Here is a 19,731-nt window from a genome sequence, read left to right as displayed (position 1 = left end):
GCGCACAGTTTAACCGGAAAACACCTATTTGGGGATAGTTTTGGAACCCCTAATTTATATTTTTATTATTTCTGCCCGAAAAGCTCGCGCACTTCCCGCGAGGGCGGTGCCGTCAGCAGGCTGACCGTGATAAAGACCACCAGTGCCAGCGTGAGGCTTGGCACGATGGCGTGCAGGCCAGCCAGCTTGATCCCCCACTGACTGAGTACCCCATAGCAGACGATGCCGCTGACCATGCTGGCCAGCGCGCCCGGGCCGTTGGCCCGTGACCAGTAGAGACCGAGCACCAGCGGCCAGAGGAACACCGCCTGCAGACCGCCAAAGGCGAGCAGGTTGAGCCAGATGATCATCTCGGGCGGTTGCAGCGCCGCCAGCAGTACCAGGGTGCCCAAGATCAGGGTGCAGAGCAGGGAGAGGCGCGGAATGCGCACTTCCAGCTTCTCCTGCTTTGGACTCAGATAGTTGAGGTAGAGATCCTTCACCAGAGTGGCGGAAGCCTGGATCAGCTGGGAGTCGATGGTGGACATGATGGCCGCCATCGGCGCCGCCAGAAAGACCCCGGCCAGCCAGGGGGGCAGCACTTCCATCATCAGGGAGGGCATGATCTTGTCCGGGCTGTCCATGCCCGGCAGGATGGCGCGGCCCAGCGCACCCGCCAGATGCATGCCAAACATCAGCAGGGCGCTGACCACAGTACCGATCAAAATGCCGCGATGGAGCGCCTTGCTGTCGCGATAACCGAAGCAGCGCAGCGCCGAGTGGGGCAGCCCCACGACCCCGACACAGACCAGGATCCAGAAGCTCAGCATAAAGGGCTGGGTCAGCATGTCGCCGGCCCCTTGCGGGCTCACCAGCTTGGGATCGATCTCCCTGAGCTGGTGGATGAGGTTTGGCAAGCCGTCACCGGCGACCAGAATGCCCGCCAGCAGGGCACCGGTGCCGATCAGCATGATGATCCCCTGCAGCGCATCGGTCATCACCACGGCGCGGAAGCCGCCGATGATGGTGTAGAGCAGCACACAGCTGGCAAACAGCATCAACCCCTGCTGGTAGGAGAGCCCGGTGGCGGTCTCCAGCAGGCGGGCGCCGCCGATAAACTGCACCACCATGGTCGCGATAAAGGCGAGGATGATAGTAACGGAGCCGAGGATCACCACCGCCTTGCTCTGGTAGCGGGCCCACAGCATGTCGTTGATGGTCACCGCATTGACCCGGCGGGCGATGATGGCGAACTTCTTGCCAAGCACTCCCAGAGTGAGCCAGACGGTGGGCAGCTGGATCATCGCCAGCAACACCCAGCCCAGACCGATCTTGTAGGCCGCGCCCGGCCCACCGATAAAGGAGGAGGCCGAGGTGTAGGTGGCCACTAGCGTCATCGCCAGCACCAGCCCGCCCATGCTGCGGTTGCCGATGAAGTACTCCTGCACGAAGTTGCCTTGCGCGCGATGGCGGCTGGCCCAGAAACCCACCCCCAGCACCAGCACCAGATAGATGACGAGCGGCAGCATCAACTCAAGATTCATGGGATGACTCCTTGCCGGAAGGGGAGTGGGTATCGAGGGGGATCTCCACAAACAGCCGGTTTACCATCAGGGCGCAGAGCAGAATGAACAGCAGCGGCATCACCATGCAGCTGAGCAGGAACCACAGCGGCAGCCCCCACAACTCCAGCTGGAGCGGGATAAAATAGGCGGTGCCATACCAGGCAAAGAAGTAGAACAGGGTCAGCAGCAGGCAGAAAGCTGCTTCCCGGCGGGCGAGAGCAAAACGGTTCACCTTGGCCTCCGACAAATTTGAGGGGCGCAAGGATAACAAAAAAGGGCCATGTCGCCATGGCCCTTTTTCAGCAGAGGCTTCTTGCGAAGCCGCCTCCCGGTTGGATTGCGGATAAGCAGCGGGCTGCTATCCGGCCGGAAGTGATTGTTCTGCCTGCGAGATCTTACAGACCCAACTTCTTGTGCAGATAGTGGATATTGGTGCCACCGTGCTGGAAGTTTTCGTCTTTCATGATCTCTTTTTGCAGCGGTACGTTGGTCTTGATCCCTTCCACCACCAGCTCGTCCAGCGCATGGCGCATGCGGGCGATGGCAATGTCACGATTCTCGCCGTAGCAGATCAGCTTGCCGATCATCGAATCGTAGTGGGGCGGTACCTTGTAACCGGCATAGATGTGGGAGTCCCAACGCACGCCCAGACCACCCGGCGCGTGGAAGCGCTGCACCAGACCCGGAGAGGGCATGAAGGTGGCCGGATCTTCGGCGTTGATCCGGCACTCGATGGCATGGCCACGGATGCGGATATCCTGCTGGGTGATCGACAGAGGTTGGCCGGCGGCGATGCGCAGCTGCTCCTTGATCAGATCGATACCGGTGACCATCTCGGTGACAGGATGCTCAACCTGGATACGGGTGTTCATTTCGATGAAATAGAACTCGCCGTTCTCGTACAGGAACTCGAAAGTACCCGCACCGCGGTAGCCGATCTCGATACAGGCGCGCACACAGCGCTCGCCGATGAACTTGCGCATTTCGGCGGTGATGCCGGGCGCCGGCGCCTCTTCCACCACTTTCTGGTGGCGACGCTGCATGGAGCAGTCACGCTCGCCCAGATAGAGGGCGTTGCCCTGGCCGTCTGCCAACACCTGAATTTCGATGTGGCGCGGGTTTTCCAGGTACTTCTCCATGTAGACCATGTCGTTCTTGAAGAACTGGCCTGCTTCGGATTTGGTCAGGGCGATGGCGCCCGCCAGTTCCGCTTCATTGCGCACCACGCGCATACCGCGACCACCACCGCCACCGGCGGCCTTGATGATCACCGGATAGCCGATGCGCTTGGCAATGGCGGCGTTGTGCTTGGCGTCGTTATCGACGGGGCCGTCAGAGCCCGGTACACAGGGTACGCCCGCTTTCTTCATCGCTTCGATGGCGGAGACCTTGTCACCCATCAGGCGAATGGTCTCGGCGCGCGGGCCGATGAAGATGAAGCCGGATTTTTCGACCACTTCGGCGAAATCGGCGTTCTCGGAGAGGAAGCCGTAACCCGGGTGGATGGCCACGGCACCCGTTACCTCGGCGGCGGCGATGATGGCCGGGACGTTGAGGTAGGATTCAGTACTGGCCGGTCTGCCGATACAGATGGATTCGTCGGCCAGCAGCACATGTTTGAGCTCCCGGTCGGCGGTGGAGTGAACGGCCACTGTCTTGATCCCGAGCTCTTTACAGGCGCGCAGGATCCGCAGGGCAATTTCACCGCGGTTGGCGATGACTACTTTGTCCAACATGGGTGGCGATTTCCCTTATTCGATGATGAACAGCGGCTCGTCAAATTCGACGGCCTGACCATTTTCAACCAGGATCGCTTTGATCACACCGGCCTTGTCAGACTCGATTTGGTTCATCATTTTCATGGCTTCGACGATGCACAGGGTGTCGCCGACATTGACTTGCTGGCCCACTTCCGCGAACGGCTTGGCATCCGGGCTGGAGGAGCGGTAGAAGGAGCCAACCATCGGGGAGCGCATCAGGTGACCGCTCGGGGCGGCATCGGCGGCCGGTGCAGCGGCAACCGGGGCGGCAGCGGCAGGTGCGGCAACCGGAGCGGCTTGCTGCATCACCATCTGCGGCATGGCGGTGGTCACCTGACCGGAGAAGTTGCGGCTGATGCGAACGGACTCTTCACCTTCGGAGATCTCCAGTTCGGCGATGCCGGACTCTTCAACCAGTTCAATCAGCTTCTTGATTTTGCGGATATCCATTAGCATTCTCTTTCTTCTTTATCTGATCAGTGATTATCAAGCCGCGCGCAGATGGTGCACGGCCGCGGTTAAAGCGAATTGGTAGCCATCGGCCCCCAGACCACAAATGACCCCTTTGGCGACATCAGACAGATAGGAGTGATGACGGAACGGCTCCCTGGCATGGACGTTTGACAGGTGAACCTCGATAAAAGGGATGGCGACACCCAGCAGCGCATCGCGAATGGCGACGCTGGTGTGGGTGAAGGCGGCTGGATTGATGATGATAAAATCCACCTGGCCCATGGCCTGATGGATGCGGCCGACCAACTCATGTTCGGCATTGGATTGCAGATGTTCCAGAGTGACACCGAGTTCGCTGGCGTTAAGCTTCAGATCGGCGACGATCTCATCAAGCGTCTTGCTGCCGTAGATACCCGGTTCCCGTTTGCCCAGCAGATTCAGGTTTGGTCCGTTGAGCAGGAGAATGCGGTGATTTTGCGACATATTGAGTACATCCTCGATGATAATGCTGCTATCTATCAGCTATCTTGTGGACTACCAGAAATCTAGCCATTTTCTGCGCAAATCGGTGTGCCCTGGCACACAGATTTCGCAATTATATTGATTTCGTGAAAATTAGCAGCATTTTACTGGTCTAATCTCTACATCTGGCTATTTATTGCACGTTTCGATCGGCAAGGCTTCGTAGCTACTGCCTTGCTGTTTGCTGGCGGATGAGAAACGACAAAGCCGGCACGGGGCCGGCTTTATCGAGCTACAAACGAAGCGGGATCAGGCTGCTTCCGACTTCTCGCGAATGAGTTTGTCTACTACGCCCGGATCCGCGAGGGTGGAGATATCCCCCAGACTGTCGGTCTCGCCGGTGGCGATCTTGCGCAGAATTCGCCGCATGATCTTGCCGGAACGGGTCTTCGGCAAGCCCTCCGCCCAGTGAATGACATCCGGCGTGGCGATGGCACCGATCTCCTTGCGCACCCACTCCTTCACCTCTTTGTGCAGCTCACGGCTCGGCTCTTCCCCGGCGATCAGGGTGACATAGGCATAGATACCCTGACCCTTGATCTCGTGGGGCACCCCCACCACCGCCGCTTCAGCGATCTTGGGATGGGCCACCAGCGCCGATTCAATTTCGGCGGTACCCATGCGGTGGCCGGAGACGTTCAGTACATCATCCACCCGACCGGTGATCCAGTAGTAGCCGTCCTCGTCGCGACGGGCACCGTCGCCGGTGAAGTAGCGGCCCGGGAAGGTGGAGAAGTAGGTCTGCTCAAAGCGCTCGTGATCGCCGAACACGGTGCGCATCTGGCCTGGCCAGGAGTCGGTGATCACCAGATTGCCCTCGGTGGCCCCCTCCAGCGGCTCGCCCATGTTGTCGACCAGCGCAGGTTGCACCCCGAAGAAGGGACGAGTCGCCGAGCCCGGTTTCAGGTCGGTGACGCCGGGCAGCGGCGTAATCAGGATGCCGCCGGTCTCGGTCTGCCACCAGGTATCGACAATGGGGCAGCGCTCATCGCCAATGGTGCGGTAGTACCACTCCCAGGCTTCCGGGTTGATGGGTTCACCCACCGAGCCCATGATGCGCAGGCTCTGGCGCGAGGTGCCGGTGACCGCTTCGTTACCCTTGGCCATCAGGGCGCGGATGGCGGTAGGGGCGGTATAGAGGATGGTGACCTTATGCTTGTCCACCACCTGACTCATGCGGTTGGTGGCCGGGTAGTTGGGCACCCCTTCGAACATGATGGTGGTGGCGCCGTTGGCAAGCGGCCCGTAGACCAGATAGGAGTGACCGGTGACCCAGCCCACATCGGCGGTACACCAGTAGATATCCTCTTCGTGGTAGTCGAACACATATTTGAAGGTGAGGGTGGCATAGACCAGATAGCCGCCGGTGGTGTGGAGCACCCCTTTGGGTTTGCCGGTGGAGCCGGAGGTATAGAGGATAAAGAGCGGATCTTCGGCGTTCATCGCCTCGGGCGGGCAGTCGCTGCTGACGGTGGCGGTCGCTTCGTGCCACCAGATGTCGCGGTGGTTGTGCCAGGCGACATTGCCGCCGGTGCGCTTGAGCACGATCACCTTGTTGACCTGGGTTTCCGGGTTGGTGAGCGCTTCATCCACATTCTTCTTGAGCGGCACCGGACGGCCACCACGCAGCCCCTCGTCGGCGGTGATCACGATGCGCGAGCCCGAGTCGATGATGCGACCGGCCAGCGCTTCCGGCGAGAAGCCGCCGAAGACGATGCTGTGTACCGCGCCGATGCGGGTACAGGCCAGCATGGCGATGGCGGCTTCGGGTACCATCGGCATATAGAGACAGACCACGTCGCCGCGGTGAACCCCTTGTGCTTTCAAGACGTTGGCAAACTTGCACACTTCGCTGTGCAGTTCGCGGTAGGTGAGTTTGCGATCTTCGGCAGGGTTGTCCCCTTCCCAGATGATGGCGACCTTGTCGCCACGCTCGGCGAGATGGCGATCGAGACAGTTGGCCGAGACGTTGAGCTGGCCATCTTCAAACCATTTGATGGAGACATGGCCCGGATCGTAGGAGGTGTTCTTGACCTTGCTATAGGGTTTCATCCAGTCGAGAATTTTTCCCTGCTCTCCCCAGAAGGTATCGGGATCCTCGACGGAGGCCTGATACATGGCGGCGTAGTCGCCCTTGTCGAGCAGTGCATTGCTGCTGATGTGGGGTTTGACCGGGTAGACCTTGCTCTCGCTCATCACTCACTCCTTTGAATAGATCTTTTAATGGTTTCTTAACAACTTATACCTTTGGTGGCGGGGGGCAATTAGACTTTTGGATAGGCGGCAACAGTTGGTTACAGGACAAAGAGTGACAATTAATCGGTGAGTGGGTAAAAGGGGGGGTGTCGATTAATTGGAGGTCATGATGTTTTCTCTGTTGCTCTGTGCATCCCTTTGGCAGTTTGATGCGCCAGTGCCCGCTGGCGAACCTCCGAAAGAGTTTGCGATCACCCATCAGGAGGCCTCACCTGCGGTGCGGGAGCGGGTGGCTGATCAGTTTGGTCATGCATGGCAGGCCAAAGAGCCTGGTACCAGACTCACCTTCAGCGAGCCAGCTCCCCGTTATGCTGGTGAATCACCGCTGACGCGCATGCTCAATGATCGTGATGATGGTTGGGAATCCCGCTTGCAGATCGAGTGGTAATCCGGTCGGCAGCCAGGAGGCGGATGCCTCCCAGCTGGTGATGATGATTGCCTGCCGCTATGAGACGTAGCGTTGATGCAGGCTATCTCCCATATGTTCGACATGCAGTGGTTTGCTGAACAGATAGCCCTGTCCTTCGCCGCAGTTGAGTGATTGCAAGAAGGCGTGTTGTGCCTTGGTTTCAATCCCTTCGGCGGTGACCTCCATATCCAGACTGTCGGCCAGATTGATGATGGTGCGGCAGAGCTCCCGACTGTTCTTGTCTTCCGGTAATGCCTGCACAAACGCCCGGTCGATCTTGATGCGATCGATCGGCAGGGTCTTGAGCAGACTCAGTGACGAGAAGCCGGTACCAAAGTCATCGATGGCAATCTGCACGCCGAGATTTTTCAGGCGGGTAAAGAGATCCAGACTCTGTTCGACCCGCTGGATGATGCTCTCCGTCACCTCTATCTCCAGCCGTTCTGGCGGAAATCCGGTCTCGGCCAGAATAGCGGCGACCCGTTCAACGTAGCCCGGGGAGCGCATCTCCCGCACCGACACATTGACCGACAAGCGGGGCACCGGCAGGCCGGCAGCCAGCCAGTTTTGTCCCTGCTCGCAGGCGTTGCGCATCACCCACTCTCCTATCTTCTCGATCAGGCCGCACTCCTCTGCCACCGGAATAAAACGGGTCGGCGCTATCATCCCCTCATTCGGATGCTGCCAGCGCAGCAGGGCTTCCAGTCCGCTCAGGTGGCCGTTGGCCAGATTGGTCATGGGTTGATAGAAGATGCAGAGCTGTTCGAGCTCCAGGGCCTTGAGCAGACCCTGCTCAATCTGCATCCGCTCGCGGGCTCGAGCCGCCATGCAGGGGGTATAGAACTGGAATCCGTTGCGCCCCTGACTTTTCGCCTCGTACATGGCGCTGTCGGCGGCGCTGACCAGGGTTTCCGGGCTGTCTGCATGATCGGGATAGATGGCGATACCGATACTTGCCGAGATTGCCACCAGCTCATGGGCCAGCTCAACCGGTTCACGCAACACGGTCAGCAGGGTATTGGCCAGGGTTGCCAGCTCGTCAGGCTCCTCCAGATAGGGGATCAGCACCAGAAACTCGTCTCCCCCGAGGCGGGTCGCCAGATCGTTGTGCTGCAGGCAGCCGCGGATCCGCTCTGCCAGCCGCTTGAGTAGCTCATCGCCAACTCCGTGGCCCAGGCTGTCGTTGATCAGCTTGAAGCCATCCAGATCGATAAAGAGCAGCCCCAACCGTTTGCGATTGAGCTGCGCGGTTTTCAGCTCAAGGGCCAGCCGCTCCTGCAACAGATGACGATTGCCCAGCTCGGTCAGGGGATCGTGATAGGCAAGGTGATTCAGCTCGGCCTCCACCTTGCGAATGGCGCTGATGTCGGAAAGGGCGATCACATAGTGAGTGGTGTTGTTGAAGTTGTCATAGACAGCACTGATCTGCTGCCAGGAGGAGAAGTAGCTACCATCCTTGCGCAGACAAACCATCTCGCCATGCCAGGCGTTGTTGCCGGGGCGCAGGTGATACCAGGGATAGTCGAGGTCGGTGTAGCGCCTGGGATGCATGATGATATCCGGGGTACGGCCTATCACCTCCTCGGCATTGTATTGGGTCAGCATGGTGAAGGCCGGGTTGACCGACAGAATATGGTGCTCGCTGTCGAGGATGATGATCCCCTCGGCCGTGGTATCGAATACCACGTTGGCCTGATGGAGCCGCTCCTCCTGACGGCGGCGGGCGGTGGCATTGTGAATGACCCCCATGACCCGGTGGCCGACCGACTCGGTGGCGGGGACATGGTCGGCATGAATATCGACCCAGTGGCGCTCGTTGAGAGCTGTGAGGTAGCTCAGGGTGAGATGGATGGGGTCATGACTTTGCAGGGCGGCTTTGAGCTGGCTGCCGGATTCCGGTTCAAAACAGTCGACGAACGCTTGCAGCCCGCCGTGGAACTGGTTGGCCTCAATGCCCAGCAGCGGCTCAATCTGGCCGTCGAACAGTAATCTGTCCTCCGCCACGTGCCACTCCCACACCCCGATTTGGGCCGCTCGCATTGCCAGCTGCAGCCGTTGTTCGGTTTCGTACTGCTCGGTGATGTCCCGTACGATGGCGAGGATGCCGTTCAGCTCCCCTTTCTCATCACGCATCGGGCTGTAGGTGGCCTGAAAGCGGCGGGAGCTGTTGTCGTACGCCGCGGTTTGGCCCGTGATGGCGATATCCACGTAGGGCATGCCGCTGCGCATGATCTGCTGAAACATGGGCTCCAGGGTCGGGGCCAGCTTGGGAACCACCTCTCTGAGGTGCTTGCCCTGATGCTCCTCGATGCTTTTGCCATTGATGTCGGCCAGCACCTGATTGACTTTACGGTAGCGAAATTCGCAGTCAAAGACGCCGATGCCCAGAGGGGCATTATCCATCAGCTGTTCCAGGACGGTGTGATCTGACAGCTGGGTCAACATTGCCTCGGTGTCGGCGTTGAAAAGCTTCCCATCCATGATGACCTCGGCATTGATTGTTTTGTCACTTGCATCAGTTGTCAGTATGGCACGAACTGTTTGGCCGGGAGTCAAGCGGAGTTATCTGGTTGTTTTGACGGCAAGAATAGGCAGAAAAACCTGATAAAAAGGATGGAAAAAGGGGCGAGTGGTTATCCCTTCTGGCGACCAAACGCCTGAATACCGCGCACAAATACCAGCCAGCCGAGCAGATGGAAGGGGAGGGCGAGCAGATAGAGCAGCAGGAAGTGCGACTCGCTGCCGCTGCTGTTGATGAAGTCGATCCAGGCGGCCAGCAGCGCCAGCATGCCGGCAATCTGGAAGCGGCGGCGCAACACCACCTCGACGCCGAGATTGGCAAGGTAGAGGGTGAGCAGGATGCCGGCAAATCCGGTGAGCTGGGCGGTGCCGTAGAGCTCGCGATCCGGGTTGAACAGCAGCGCGATCAGGGGAGTAATGCCCTGATCCAGCGGGATCAGGGCCAGCAGCCAGCATGCAATCAGAAGCAGGGCTGTCTTCATCGCGGCCTCAGTCGGCGGACGGTGCCGGTTTGACCAGAGAGAGGTAGTTGGCATCCATCTTGAGGAAGACCCCCAGCAGACGGGCACTGGCGCCGTAGAAGCCAAACCGGTCGGCGGCGCGACAGGCGCTTTCGAACTTGTCAAACCAGCCCAGCAGATGGCCGTGCAGCAGCGCTTCCTGCTCGTCGAGCCAGCGTTCCCGCTCGGCCGCGCTCTTGGCTTCCGCCGCGCGGATGATGAGATTGCCCATCAGATCCAGCTCGATGGCCAGATGATCCGCAGGCTCTTTGTATTTGTCGCTAACATTGATGCCGAGGCGATCGAGGCGGGCCTGCATCTCGGCCATCGGGGCCTGCATCAGTAGCTTGGCTTCGCCACGGTAGAGCGATTCGTAGGGCAGGGCGCCCTGCTTGGGATCCACCAGAAACAGGCCGGCGAAGTCGGCGGCGAGTTCCAGCTGGCGATCCGGGCGCACCAGCAGGCGGGCGATGGCATCGTTGAGCTCGGCCACGGCTTCGCGCATCGGATCCAGGGTGGAGAGGCTTTTCAGGAAGCTTCGCACATCATAGGTGTCATATTCGGCGATCTGCTCATCACTGAGTTCGGCGGCGAACAGGGTGGAGAACCACCAGTAGAGTTCGGCCCGGCGTTCGCTGGTAGCCATAAATTCCTGCATTTTTCCTCCGTGGATGGCAATCGGGAGCCTTGATGGCTCCCGATTCTAACGACTTTAAAAATAAAGGAAACTCAAGGGGGCGCTTTCGTCCCCCAGGGGTCAGAGTGCCGGGAACATGGGGTCGATGCCCTTGGCCGATTCCGGCGCGCCGAAGGCAGTGACGGCGGGTGCCTGTCCGCGGAACTGCTCGATCTCCACCAGCGCGGTATGGGCCGTGGTGGCCTGCGCTAGGCTGGAGGAGCCGATGTCGGCGGTCAGCACGTTGGGATCGCCGTAGGTACAGAGAGTCCCTACCTTGCCGCCCTCTTGCGGGCCATACCAAGCCCCTTCCTGAATGCGCACCACCCCGGGGGCGTAGTCATCGCTCACCACCAGACCGGCCAATACCTGACCGCGGCCGTTGAACACCCGCACCAGATCGCCGTCCTTGAGGCTGCGGGATTTGGCATCCTGCGGATTCATGTAGACAGGTTCGCGACCCTGCACCGTGTAGGTGGCGCGGTAGTTGTCGGAGGAGCAGAGCTGGCTGTGCAGCCGCTTGTCCGGGTGGCAGGATTGCAGGTGCAGCGGGTACTGTTTGCTGCCCGGCCCGCCGTGAGAGCGCTCGTAGGGCTCGATCCAGACCGGGTGGCCCGGGCAATCCCCATAGCCGTAGTCGGCGATGGTCTTGGAGTAGATCTCGATGAGACCGGACGGGGTACCCAGTGGCTCCAGATCCGGCTCCTGACGGAACGACTCGTGGCGCACCCAGGGTTGGCCCGCCGGGAAGGTGACGAAGCCTTCGCCGTGCCAGAACTGGCTGAAACGGGGCAGTCGAATGCCGATGCCGCGACCCTGCAGGCGGGCGTCGTCATAGATACTCTGGATCCACTCCAGCTTGCTCTTGCCGCCGGTGAACTCGGCCTCGCGACCGAAGCGACGGCAGAGATCGGCGAAGATGTCATAGTCATCGCGCGCCTCGAACAGCGGCTCCACCACCTTGTACATGGCCAGAATGCCCGCATTGGAGTGAGAACCCCACTGCTCGATGTCATCCCGCTCATAAGTGGTGGTGGCGGGCAGCACGATATCGGCGAAGCGGCAGCTGGCGGTCCACTGGTGATCGATGCTGACCACGGTTTCCAGCTTGCGCCAGGCCGCAACCATCTTGTTGCGATCCTGCTGGTGGTGGAACGGGTTGTTGCCGCAGAACACTGCCATCTTCATGTGGGGGTAGGTGATGGTCTGACCGTTGAAGGCGATCTGCTTGCCCGGATTGAGGATGCAGTCGACGAAACGGGCCACCGGAATGTACTTGGAGTAGCCCTTCCAGTCGCCGTCATGGAGCGGCTTGACCCCGGGAATGACTGAGCTGAAACCGGACATGATTGGGCCGCTGGAGGTGATGGTGCCCGCTCCGTTGTAGTGCCAGCCAAAGCCGTAACCGCCCCCCGGCAGGCCGATCTGGCCAAGCATGGAGGCCAGAACCACCAGCATCCAGGCGTACTGCTCGCCGTGGTGCATGCGCTGCACACACCAGCCGCCGATAAGCTGGGTGCGGCCGCTGCTCATGGCTCGGGCCAGCTCGCGGATGGTCTCGGCAGGGACGCCACAGATGGCGGCGGCCCACTCGGCATCCTTCACCTGACCATCGCTGGTGCCCAGCAGATAGGGCAGGAACTTGTCAAAACCGGTGGTGTAGTTCTTCAGGAACGCCTCATCGTGGCGTTTCTCGCTGTAGAGGGTGTGGGCGATGCCCAGCATCAGCGGTACGTCGGTTTGCGGATTCAGGGTCACCTGATCGCAATTGAGGTACTTCTGGGTCTTGGATTTGACCGGATCGACACTGATCACCCGGATCTCGCCCTTGGCCACCTTCTCTTTCAGCTGTGCCCAGTAGTCGTAGACGCTGTGATCCGGCACCAGCCAGCCAACCTGCAGGTTCTTGATGGGATCGGAGCCCCAGATAACGATGGTTTTGCTGTGCTCCAGCACCAGCGGCCAGGAGGTTTGCTGTTCATACACCTCCATGGCGCCCGCCACGTGGGGCAGGATCACCTGGGCGGCACCGGTGGAGTAGTCACCGGCCTTGGCCAGATAGGTGCCGTGCAGGTTCATGGCACGCCCCAGCATGGCGCCAGCGGAGTGCAGCTTGCCCACCGACTGCCAGCCGGAGTGGCCGGCATAGAGGGCGCTCGGGCCATAGGTCTTCTGCACCCGCTCCAGCTCGTGATAGAAAAAATCGAGCGCCTGAGACCAGGTGACCCGCACGAAGCGGTTCTGGCCGCGTTCGCTGGTGTCGGACTGGTGGCCCTTGCGCAGCCAGTCCAGCCGCACCATGGGGTAGCGGATGCGGGAGGGGTTGTAGACCACCTCACTCAAGGCCTTGAGCATGTCGGTGGGGTGCTTGTCGTGCTCGAACGGCAGGGTCTCGACCCAGCGCCCATCGACCACCCGGGCACGGAAGGCGCCCCAGTGGGAGCCGGATTGCACCAGCTTGTCGCCAGACTCGGCGGCCATCACGGCGCGACCGAGCAGGGAGGGGCCGATCAGGGCAGAGGCACCGCTGGCCAGCAAGCCACCCAGAAAACCACGACGGGAAATATTGATCATCTTGTTATTCCTCTTTCGAATCCGGACTTAGTGGCTGCCCTGACCACCGGTATCGGCGGCATGGTTTTGCAGGTATTTGAGCAGGGTGCGCTCCTCTTCCTTGCTCAGGCGATAGTAGGCAGACATCGCCTTGAGCCCCGAGATCCAGCCGTTGGCAGTGAAGTGAGCGGGATCCGGCGCGCCGTGGCAGGAGTTGCAGGTGGATTTGTACATCTCGCCGGCGTAATCCCAGATCGGCTTGAGCGAGGACTCAAAGCCCTTGCCATCGACCCAGGCTTGCACCTGAACCTGTTCCCACTTGATATGGGTGGCGCTGTCGGTCTCCTGTTTGAGCACTTTCTCGCTCGCTTTCAGTTCGTCACGGATGGTGGCGACGAAGACCCGCTTGCCCATGTATTCGCTCAGCACCCGGCCCTTGCCATCGCTCTCGCGCCACCCTTCGATGGTCACCTTGAGGCGATCGCCGCTGCGGTCCACCACGTCGATGCGGGAGGCGGGCAGCAGTTTGCCGACCGGGTCGCTGCTCTGTTCGCTGGCGTAGAGATCTTTTTCACCCAGGTTGTAGAGGGTCTCGGTGGCTGGCGCCTCTTGCGCGTCGTTGACCAGGGTGGCGTAAGTGGCCCGGAAGCCGCCCGCCATGTTGGGCAGTTCGTGGGCGATGCCTTTGTGGCACTCGATGCAGTTCATGTTCTTCGCCGCCGCATCTTTCATCGCCAGCGCTGCCGCCGGGGACTGCTTGGCGTGATCCATGTTGTCGTAGCTGTGGCAGGACTTGCAGGTCTTGGAGTTCTGGCTGCTCATCCGCGCCCACACCTTCTCGGCCAGATGCAGGCGCCGGTCTTCGAACTTCTCCTGGGTGTCGATGCTGTGGCCTATGTACTCCTGATAGAGGTCGTTGGCCGCCTCCATCTTGCGGGCCACCTTGCCGACGAAATCCTTCGGCTGATGACAGTCGGTACAGACCGCCTGTACCCCTGAGGCATTCTTGAAGTGGATGGACTCCTTGTACTCCGGATAGACGGTGTCTTTCATGGAGTGGCAGGAGATACAGAATTCGAGGCTGCTGGTTTTCTCAAAGCCATAGTGCAGACCGACGGTGCCCGCCAGGGTAACGCCGACGCCCACCAGAAGCAGCGCCAGTACCGACCAGCGACGGCTGGGGGTGCGCAGGAAGTGCCACAGTTTTTTCATCATGCTCTCTCACATCACTTTTTTGATGGGAGCCATGATAGGGAGGCGTTGTGAACAGGGCTGCCGCCATAAATTAATGAAATAGGGGTATTTATGACAAAATGTGAATAGAATAATCCTCCCTTGTCGACCATCGTGAACCCTGCCCATGAGCTACCACATTCTGGTTGTTGAAGATGATGCGGTTACCCGCGAGAAGCTGACCGGCTATTTCGAGCGGGAAGGCTATCGGGTGACGGCGGTCGAAAACGGCCAGGAGATGCGCACCGTGCTGGCGGAACAAACGGTCGATCTGGTGATGCTGGATATCAACCTGCCGGGGGAAGATGGTCTGCTGCTGACCCGTGAACTGCGGGCGCGCAGCACGGTGGGGATCATTCTGGTCACCGGCCGCAGTGATGCGGTAGACCGGATAGTCGGCCTCGAGATGGGGGCCGACGACTATGTCACCAAGCCGTTCGAGCTGCGGGAGTTGCTGGTGCGGGTCAAGAATCTGCTGTGGCGGATCTCGCTGGCGGCCGCCGCGCCGAGCGAGCCTGCGGTGGCTGACGATGCGGTGCGCTTCGGCCCCTGGCGTTTTGACATTCCCCGTCGCCAGCTCAGCAAGGACGGGGTGCCGGTGCGTCTGACCAAGGCCGAATATGAAGTGCTGGTGGCCTTTGTCGCCCATGCCGGGCGGGTGCTCAGTCGGGAGCGGATCCTGACCCTTATCAGCCATCGCGGCGATGGCCCGAGCGATCGCACCATAGACGTGTTGATCCGGCGGCTGCGCGGCAAGATGGAAGCGGATCCGCGGGATCCCCAGCTGTTTGTCACCGTCCATGGTGAAGGCTATCTGTTTGCCGGCGAGATAGCCTCCTGATCCCGTTGCGGCGGCCTTGACCTGTTTGACCGGGTATCAGACCGGCGGGCGGGTATCAAATTGCGGGCAGTCGTCGCCAATCTGGTGCCAGGGCGCCTTGGAGCCAACGAAGATGTGAAACGCGGGCCGCTGGCTCGGCACATCGTCCAGTACCCCGAGGCGCAGGTTGATCTTGCCGCTGCTGCTCTTCTGGCTGAACAGGCTGGAGCCGCAGTGACGACAGAAGGCGAGGGTGGTCTCTGCCGATTTCCGGTAGCGGCCGATGGCCTCTTCCCCTTTCACTATGGTGACCTTGTTGCCATCCAGTCCGCCGACCGAGGCGTAATCTCCCCCTGAAAACTTGCGGCATTCACTGCAGTGGCAGTTCCCCATATAGTCGAACTGATCAGGCAGGGTCAGGGCGACGGCGCCGCACAGGCAGCTGGCATGTAACTCTTTCATCTCTTCTCCTTGAGTGGGCTAATCGGATTTGGAACGGCTATTCGACCCGATAGACGGGACGAAAAGCGCCATCCGAGAGGGAATCGGCGGGGTCGGCCAGCGGTGCAGACAGCGTCAGAATGGGTGGCCCCATCACCCGCGGGCACTGCTCGGCACTGGCATCAGGGTGTTGCAGCAGGCAGACCGCCTGAGCCACCGCAAGGCGCCCCTGCAGCCGCATCTGATCGCTGTTGGCGGCCAAGATCTTGCCCCGGCGCAGGCCCCGCTGTACCCCGTGGCTGAAGTAGGTGCTCAGCACCTGGGGCCTGTCGAGATGGCGCTGCGCCAGCTCGTTGACTGCCACTTCGGCGGCGATGGCGCCCCCCACCAGATAGTCGAGGTCGGGATAGCGGGCCAGCGTCTGCTGCACCAGGGTGCGCTGGATTTCCCGGCTGTTGTCGCCGCGTTCGGTGGTGACCAGCTTGATGGCGCTCCCCTTGATGGCGTCGGCAAAGCCAGGTTCGACAAAGTTGTTGCCGCCGCTTGCCTGCGGGCCGGGGAAGAGGGCGACCGAGGCCGGCTTGCTGCCGGCGGGGTGGCGCTGCGCCAGCCAGTGGCCAATCTGCCAGCCCATCTGGTACCAGGAGACCCCCACCTTGGCCTGCACCAGACCGCTGGGCAGATCGTTGACCAGACCAAAGACCGGCAGCGGCGTGGCCTCGATTGCCTCGCGCAAGCCCTGATAGCTCACCGCGCCGAGCAAGATGGCGTCGCTCCCTTCCTGCACGCAGCGCAGCAACTGCTGGCGCTGCTCGGCGAGGGCACCGTAACCCCCTGCTTCGTGGATCTGCAACTTGACTCCCAGCCGCTTCGCTTCGTCTACCATGCCCTGATTGACCGAAAGCCAGTAGGCGTCGCGCAGATGGGGGTAGAGGGCACAGAAGGTCAGCGATTTGGTTGCGGCGGCGGGTTCCGGCCACTGCTGGCGCACCGGCTGGCCACTGAATTCGCCGCCGGGCCAGATATCGACCGCAAAGGCGAGGGCGGCGCGGGGAAGCATTAGCAACCAGATCAGCAACAACGGGGAGAGATAGACGCTTCGCATGGTCAGGGGTTTTGTTAAAGTGTTGGGCCATATTATCCGGTCAAAGCCGACCACAACCAAGGGACTTCCCGTGAGAATCTTTTCCGGCCTGGGTGGCAAGTTGCTGCTGGCCTTCTCCCTGATGGCGTTGTTGACCCTGAGTGCCTCCCTGCTGGGCTGGGTGGGGCTTAGCCATCTGCGCCAGCTGGAGCAAGGGGTGCAGCAGACGCTGGCCGATCAGGAGCTGGCCCGCACGCTCTCTCGCCTCAGCGGCGAGATCCAGAGCGCGTCACGGCTGCTGGCCACCGCGACCAGCGAGCAGGAGCGGGAGCATCAGGGACGCTTGCTCACTCTGCAGGGGCAACAGCTGCAGCAGGTGCTGGCGCAACTCGACCGTGGGCAGAGTTCAACAAGCCTCGATCAGCTCAGCCAGAGCATTATCGGTAATCTGGGTCAACAGGGGTGGCTGGTGGGGGAGCGGTTGACCCTGATGGCGCAGGGGGAGGCGCAGCGGGCCCGTCTGGTGGCGGCGGCCGGACAGATCGCCGAGCTGGCGCGCAGTCAGATGGAGAACGCCGAAACCGTGATGGTGGCGGGATTGGGTTCCCTCTACCAACAGCAAGGTACGCAGGTGACCCGGACGCTGGACCGCCTGCTGGAGCAGGATCTCGACTGGCTGGAGCAGATGACCGAGCTGCGTCATCGCACCCTGATGCAGCAGCAGCGCATCGAGGAGATGTGGCGCAGCGAACGGCAGGAACAGTTGCAAACGCTATTGCAAGAGGGGCAGCGGGAGCTGGCCATCTTGCAACTGCGGGCCGGGGCGGTGACCGATCCGGCCCGCCGGCAGGCGGTGGAACAGGCGCTGACCGTGCTGGCACAGAGCGACAAGCTGATGCAACTGCGCAGCGACTGGCTCGGCAAGGGGGAGGCGCTTCGGGTGCTGGCCAGTGCCAATGAGGCCCTGATGAGCAGCCTCAACCAGCAGGTCGGTGAGCTGGTCAGCAGTGCCCGCGATTCGCTGGGGCAGAGCCAGCAGGCGCTAAGCCAGCGCCTCAGGCTGCTGGAGCAGGCGTTGATGGCCATTGGCCTGCTCACCCTGCTACTGCTGATGCTGCTGATGTGGCGCATGGTCTACGGCCGGATCGTCTGGCCGCTGCAACGGGCGGTGGCGGGGATGAGCCGGTTGGCGCGCGGGGATCTGGCCCCCCTTGAACCGATCGCCAGTACCGGGCGCGATGAGCTGGCTGAGTTGGGGCGGGCCCTGCAGGTGTTTCGTGACAATGCGGTTGAGCTGGGCCGTTATCAGCGCGAGCTGGAGTCGCGGGTCGAGGAGCGCACTGGCCAGCTCAGCCACGCCAACGAGCGGCTCAATGAGGAGGTGGAGAAGCTGCGGCAGGCCCGCGCCGAGGCCGAACAGGCCAACCGCGCCAAGTCGGTGTTTCTCGCCACCATGAGCCACGAGATCCGTACTCCCATGAACGGCATTCTCGGGGGCCTGACGCTGCTGGAAGATACCCACCTCAGCGATACCCAGCAGCGCTATCTGGCCGCAATCGAACATAGCGGCGAATCCCTGCTGGAGATCCTCAACGACATTCTCGACTACTCCAAGATCGAGGCGGGCCATGTGGAGGCGCGCCGCGAGCCCTTCCCCCTGTTCCAGCTGGTGGATGAGCTCAGCGCGTTGTTCCGGCCAAAGGCAGAGGCCAAGGGGGTCACTCTGGCGCTGGAATATGCGCCCGGGCTGGCGCCTGTGGTCGAGGGGGATCTGGGCAAGCTGCGCCAGGTGCTCGGCAACTTGCTCGGCAATGCGGTCAAGTTTACCGTCCGTGGCCAGATTACCCTGACGGTGGCGCCTCTTGCCTGCCAAGGCCCTTGCGCCGAGCCCTGCATCCGCTTCGTGGTGCGCGATACCGGCTCCGGCATTCCGGCCGATGAACAGGAGGCGGTGTTCGAGGCGTTTCGCCAGCGCAAGCGCGATATAGGCCATCAGGGCGGCACCGGGCTGGGGTTGGCGATCAGTCGCAAGCTGGTGGCCGCCATGGGGGGCGAGCTTATCCTTGCCAGCGAACCGGGCAAGGGGTGTGAATTCAGCTTCAGTCTGCCCTTGCAGCGTTCGAGCGCCCAACTGCCTGCCGAGGCGCAACCGCTGCACCTTGGCCAGTCCCGCGACATCCTGCTGGTGGAGGATAACGAGATCAATCGGCTGGTGGCGCACGGCATGCTGACCCGCCTCGGCCATCGCGTCACCCTGGCGGAGGACGGTCGCAGTGCACTGGCGCTGGTGACCGAGCGCCCCTTCGAGCTGGCGCTGCTCGATATCAATCTGCCCGATATGGACGGTATGACTCTGCGCGAGGATCTGGCCGCCATCAGCGAGGAGATGCATGAACGGCCGCTGCCCGCCATCGCCATCTCGGCCCAGATGTATCCGGAGGATATCCGCCACTGCCTTGCCGCCGGCTTTGTCGATTTTGTCGGCAAGCCGGTACGGCTGGCGGTGCTGGCGAACGCTATCGATCAGCTGTTTCGGCAAGAAGGAACCTCTATCGAGCCGCAGGTGCCGTTATCAGTAGCCGTGCCCCCAACTAACCACCCCGAGTGGGCCAATCCGGTGCTGGATGCCGATCTGCCCCTGCTCGGCATGGCGCGGATCCGCCAGCTGGTCGCGCTGTTTGAGTCGCAAGGGCGGGTGTTGGTAGATAAGTTGGCTCAGGGTGAGGGGAAAGAGCAACGTCAGCTGGCGCACAAGCTCAAGGGAAGTGCGCTGGCGCTGGGGTTGACCGAATTTGCCAGCCACTGTGCGGCTCTTGAGGCGGGAGGCGGGGAGCCTGCGGCAATCGGCGGGCAATTTGACGCGGCGGTGAGCGGGTTGCAGCAGTGGCTGGCGGCCAACAGGGATTCGCCGTTCTGATCCCTGCTGGCGATGCACAACGTTCAGAGGGGGCCAGTTCCTG

16 protein-coding genes are annotated in these 19,731 nt (G+C 61.3%); 3 read left to right on the top strand and 13 right to left on the bottom strand.

What is annotated here, in order from left to right; genetic code table 11:
* Positions 1-65: 65 nt before the first annotated feature.
* From panF to acs, 6 genes are all read right to left on the bottom strand, one after another.
* Positions 66-1,523, bottom strand: coding sequence for a sodium/pantothenate symporter (gene panF / locus AACT07_RS02875; protein ID WP_069526529.1), 1,458 nt, complete (start codon positions 1,521-1,523; stop codon positions 66-68).
* The gene (locus AACT07_RS02870; protein ID WP_005349483.1) at positions 1,513-1,776 is read right to left on the bottom strand and encodes a YhdT family protein; all 264 of its coding nucleotides are present in this window, start codon (positions 1,774-1,776) and stop codon (positions 1,513-1,515) included. Before AACT07_RS02870 ends, panF begins: the two co-directional genes overlap by 11 nt.
* 163 nt (positions 1,777-1,939) lie before the next feature.
* Positions 1,940-3,280 (bottom strand): acetyl-CoA carboxylase biotin carboxylase subunit, encoded by a 1,341-nt coding sequence (gene accC / locus AACT07_RS02865; RefSeq protein ID WP_005338910.1) that lies wholly within the window; start codon positions 3,278-3,280, stop codon positions 1,940-1,942.
* 15 nt (positions 3,281-3,295) lie between these two features.
* On the bottom strand, positions 3,296-3,754 hold the full coding sequence (accB, locus tag AACT07_RS02860) for an acetyl-CoA carboxylase biotin carboxyl carrier protein (protein ID WP_069526528.1): 459 nt from the start codon (positions 3,752-3,754) through the stop codon (positions 3,296-3,298).
* A 36-nt stretch (positions 3,755-3,790) separates the two neighbouring features.
* The gene (aroQ, locus tag AACT07_RS02855) at positions 3,791-4,240 is read right to left on the bottom strand and encodes a type II 3-dehydroquinate dehydratase (RefSeq protein ID WP_005338907.1); all 450 of its coding nucleotides are present in this window, start codon (positions 4,238-4,240) and stop codon (positions 3,791-3,793) included.
* 288 nt (positions 4,241-4,528) lie between these two features.
* On the bottom strand, positions 4,529-6,475 hold the full coding sequence (acs, locus tag AACT07_RS02850; protein WP_069526527.1) for an acetate--CoA ligase: 1,947 nt from the start codon (positions 6,473-6,475) through the stop codon (positions 4,529-4,531).
* Positions 6,476-6,641: 166 nt separating this feature from the next.
* On the opposite strand from acs, the gene AACT07_RS02845 reads away from it, so the two are divergent.
* Complete coding sequence (locus AACT07_RS02845) at positions 6,642-6,923, top strand: hypothetical protein (protein WP_236397141.1); 282 nt, start codon at positions 6,642-6,644, stop codon at positions 6,921-6,923.
* A gap of 57 nt (positions 6,924-6,980) precedes the next feature.
* On the opposite strand, the gene AACT07_RS02840 is transcribed toward AACT07_RS02845, so the two are convergent.
* From AACT07_RS02840 to torC, 5 genes are all read right to left on the bottom strand, one after another.
* Entirely contained in the window at positions 6,981-9,425 is a 2,445-nt protein-coding gene (locus tag AACT07_RS02840) for a sensor domain-containing protein (RefSeq protein WP_069526525.1), read from the bottom strand.
* A gap of 152 nt (positions 9,426-9,577) precedes the next feature.
* Positions 9,578-9,946 carry a hypothetical protein gene (locus AACT07_RS02835; protein WP_042080620.1) on the bottom strand — a complete coding sequence of 123 codons (369 nt, stop codon included), beginning with the start codon at positions 9,944-9,946 and terminating at the stop codon, positions 9,578-9,580.
* A gap of 7 nt (positions 9,947-9,953) precedes the next feature.
* Complete coding sequence (torD, locus tag AACT07_RS02830) at positions 9,954-10,622, bottom strand: molecular chaperone TorD (RefSeq protein ID WP_058057287.1); 669 nt, start codon at positions 10,620-10,622, stop codon at positions 9,954-9,956.
* A gap of 99 nt (positions 10,623-10,721) precedes the next feature.
* Positions 10,722-13,214, bottom strand: coding sequence for a trimethylamine-N-oxide reductase TorA (torA, locus tag AACT07_RS02825; RefSeq protein ID WP_069526524.1), 2,493 nt, complete (start codon positions 13,212-13,214; stop codon positions 10,722-10,724).
* 27 nt (positions 13,215-13,241) lie between these two features.
* Positions 13,242-14,408, bottom strand: a complete 1,167-nt coding sequence (torC, locus tag AACT07_RS02820; protein WP_083243727.1) for a pentaheme c-type cytochrome TorC — start codon at positions 14,406-14,408, stop codon at positions 13,242-13,244.
* Positions 14,409-14,553: 145 nt separating this feature from the next.
* Here torC and torR point away from each other — a divergent pair, with 145 nt between their 5' ends.
* Positions 14,554-15,267, top strand: a complete 714-nt coding sequence (gene torR / locus AACT07_RS02815) for a two-component system response regulator TorR (RefSeq protein ID WP_069526522.1) — start codon at positions 14,554-14,556, stop codon at positions 15,265-15,267.
* A 36-nt stretch (positions 15,268-15,303) separates the two neighbouring features.
* On the opposite strand, the gene AACT07_RS02810 is transcribed toward torR, so the two are convergent.
* Both AACT07_RS02810 and torT read right to left on the bottom strand, forming a co-directional pair.
* A complete protein-coding gene (locus tag AACT07_RS02810) occupies positions 15,304-15,708 on the bottom strand; it encodes a GFA family protein (protein WP_005338893.1) in 405 nt (134 codons plus the stop codon).
* Between the two features lie 37 nt (positions 15,709-15,745).
* Positions 15,746-16,792: a TMAO reductase system periplasmic protein TorT gene (torT, locus tag AACT07_RS02805; RefSeq protein WP_069526521.1), complete on the bottom strand. Its 1,047-nt coding sequence runs from the start codon at positions 16,790-16,792 to the stop codon at positions 15,746-15,748.
* A gap of 70 nt (positions 16,793-16,862) precedes the next feature.
* Here torT and torS point away from each other — a divergent pair, with 70 nt between their 5' ends.
* Entirely contained in the window at positions 16,863-19,688 is a 2,826-nt protein-coding gene (gene torS / locus AACT07_RS02800; RefSeq protein WP_069526520.1) for a TMAO reductase system sensor histidine kinase/response regulator TorS, read from the top strand.
* The last annotated feature ends 43 nt before the right edge of the window (positions 19,689-19,731 follow it).

The sequence above is a fragment of the Aeromonas sp. ANP5 genome, assembly GCF_963870295.1.
Taxonomy (GTDB): Bacteria; Pseudomonadota; Gammaproteobacteria; order Enterobacterales; family Aeromonadaceae; genus Aeromonas; species Aeromonas veronii.
This window is presented reverse-complemented; position numbering and strand designations above follow the sequence as displayed.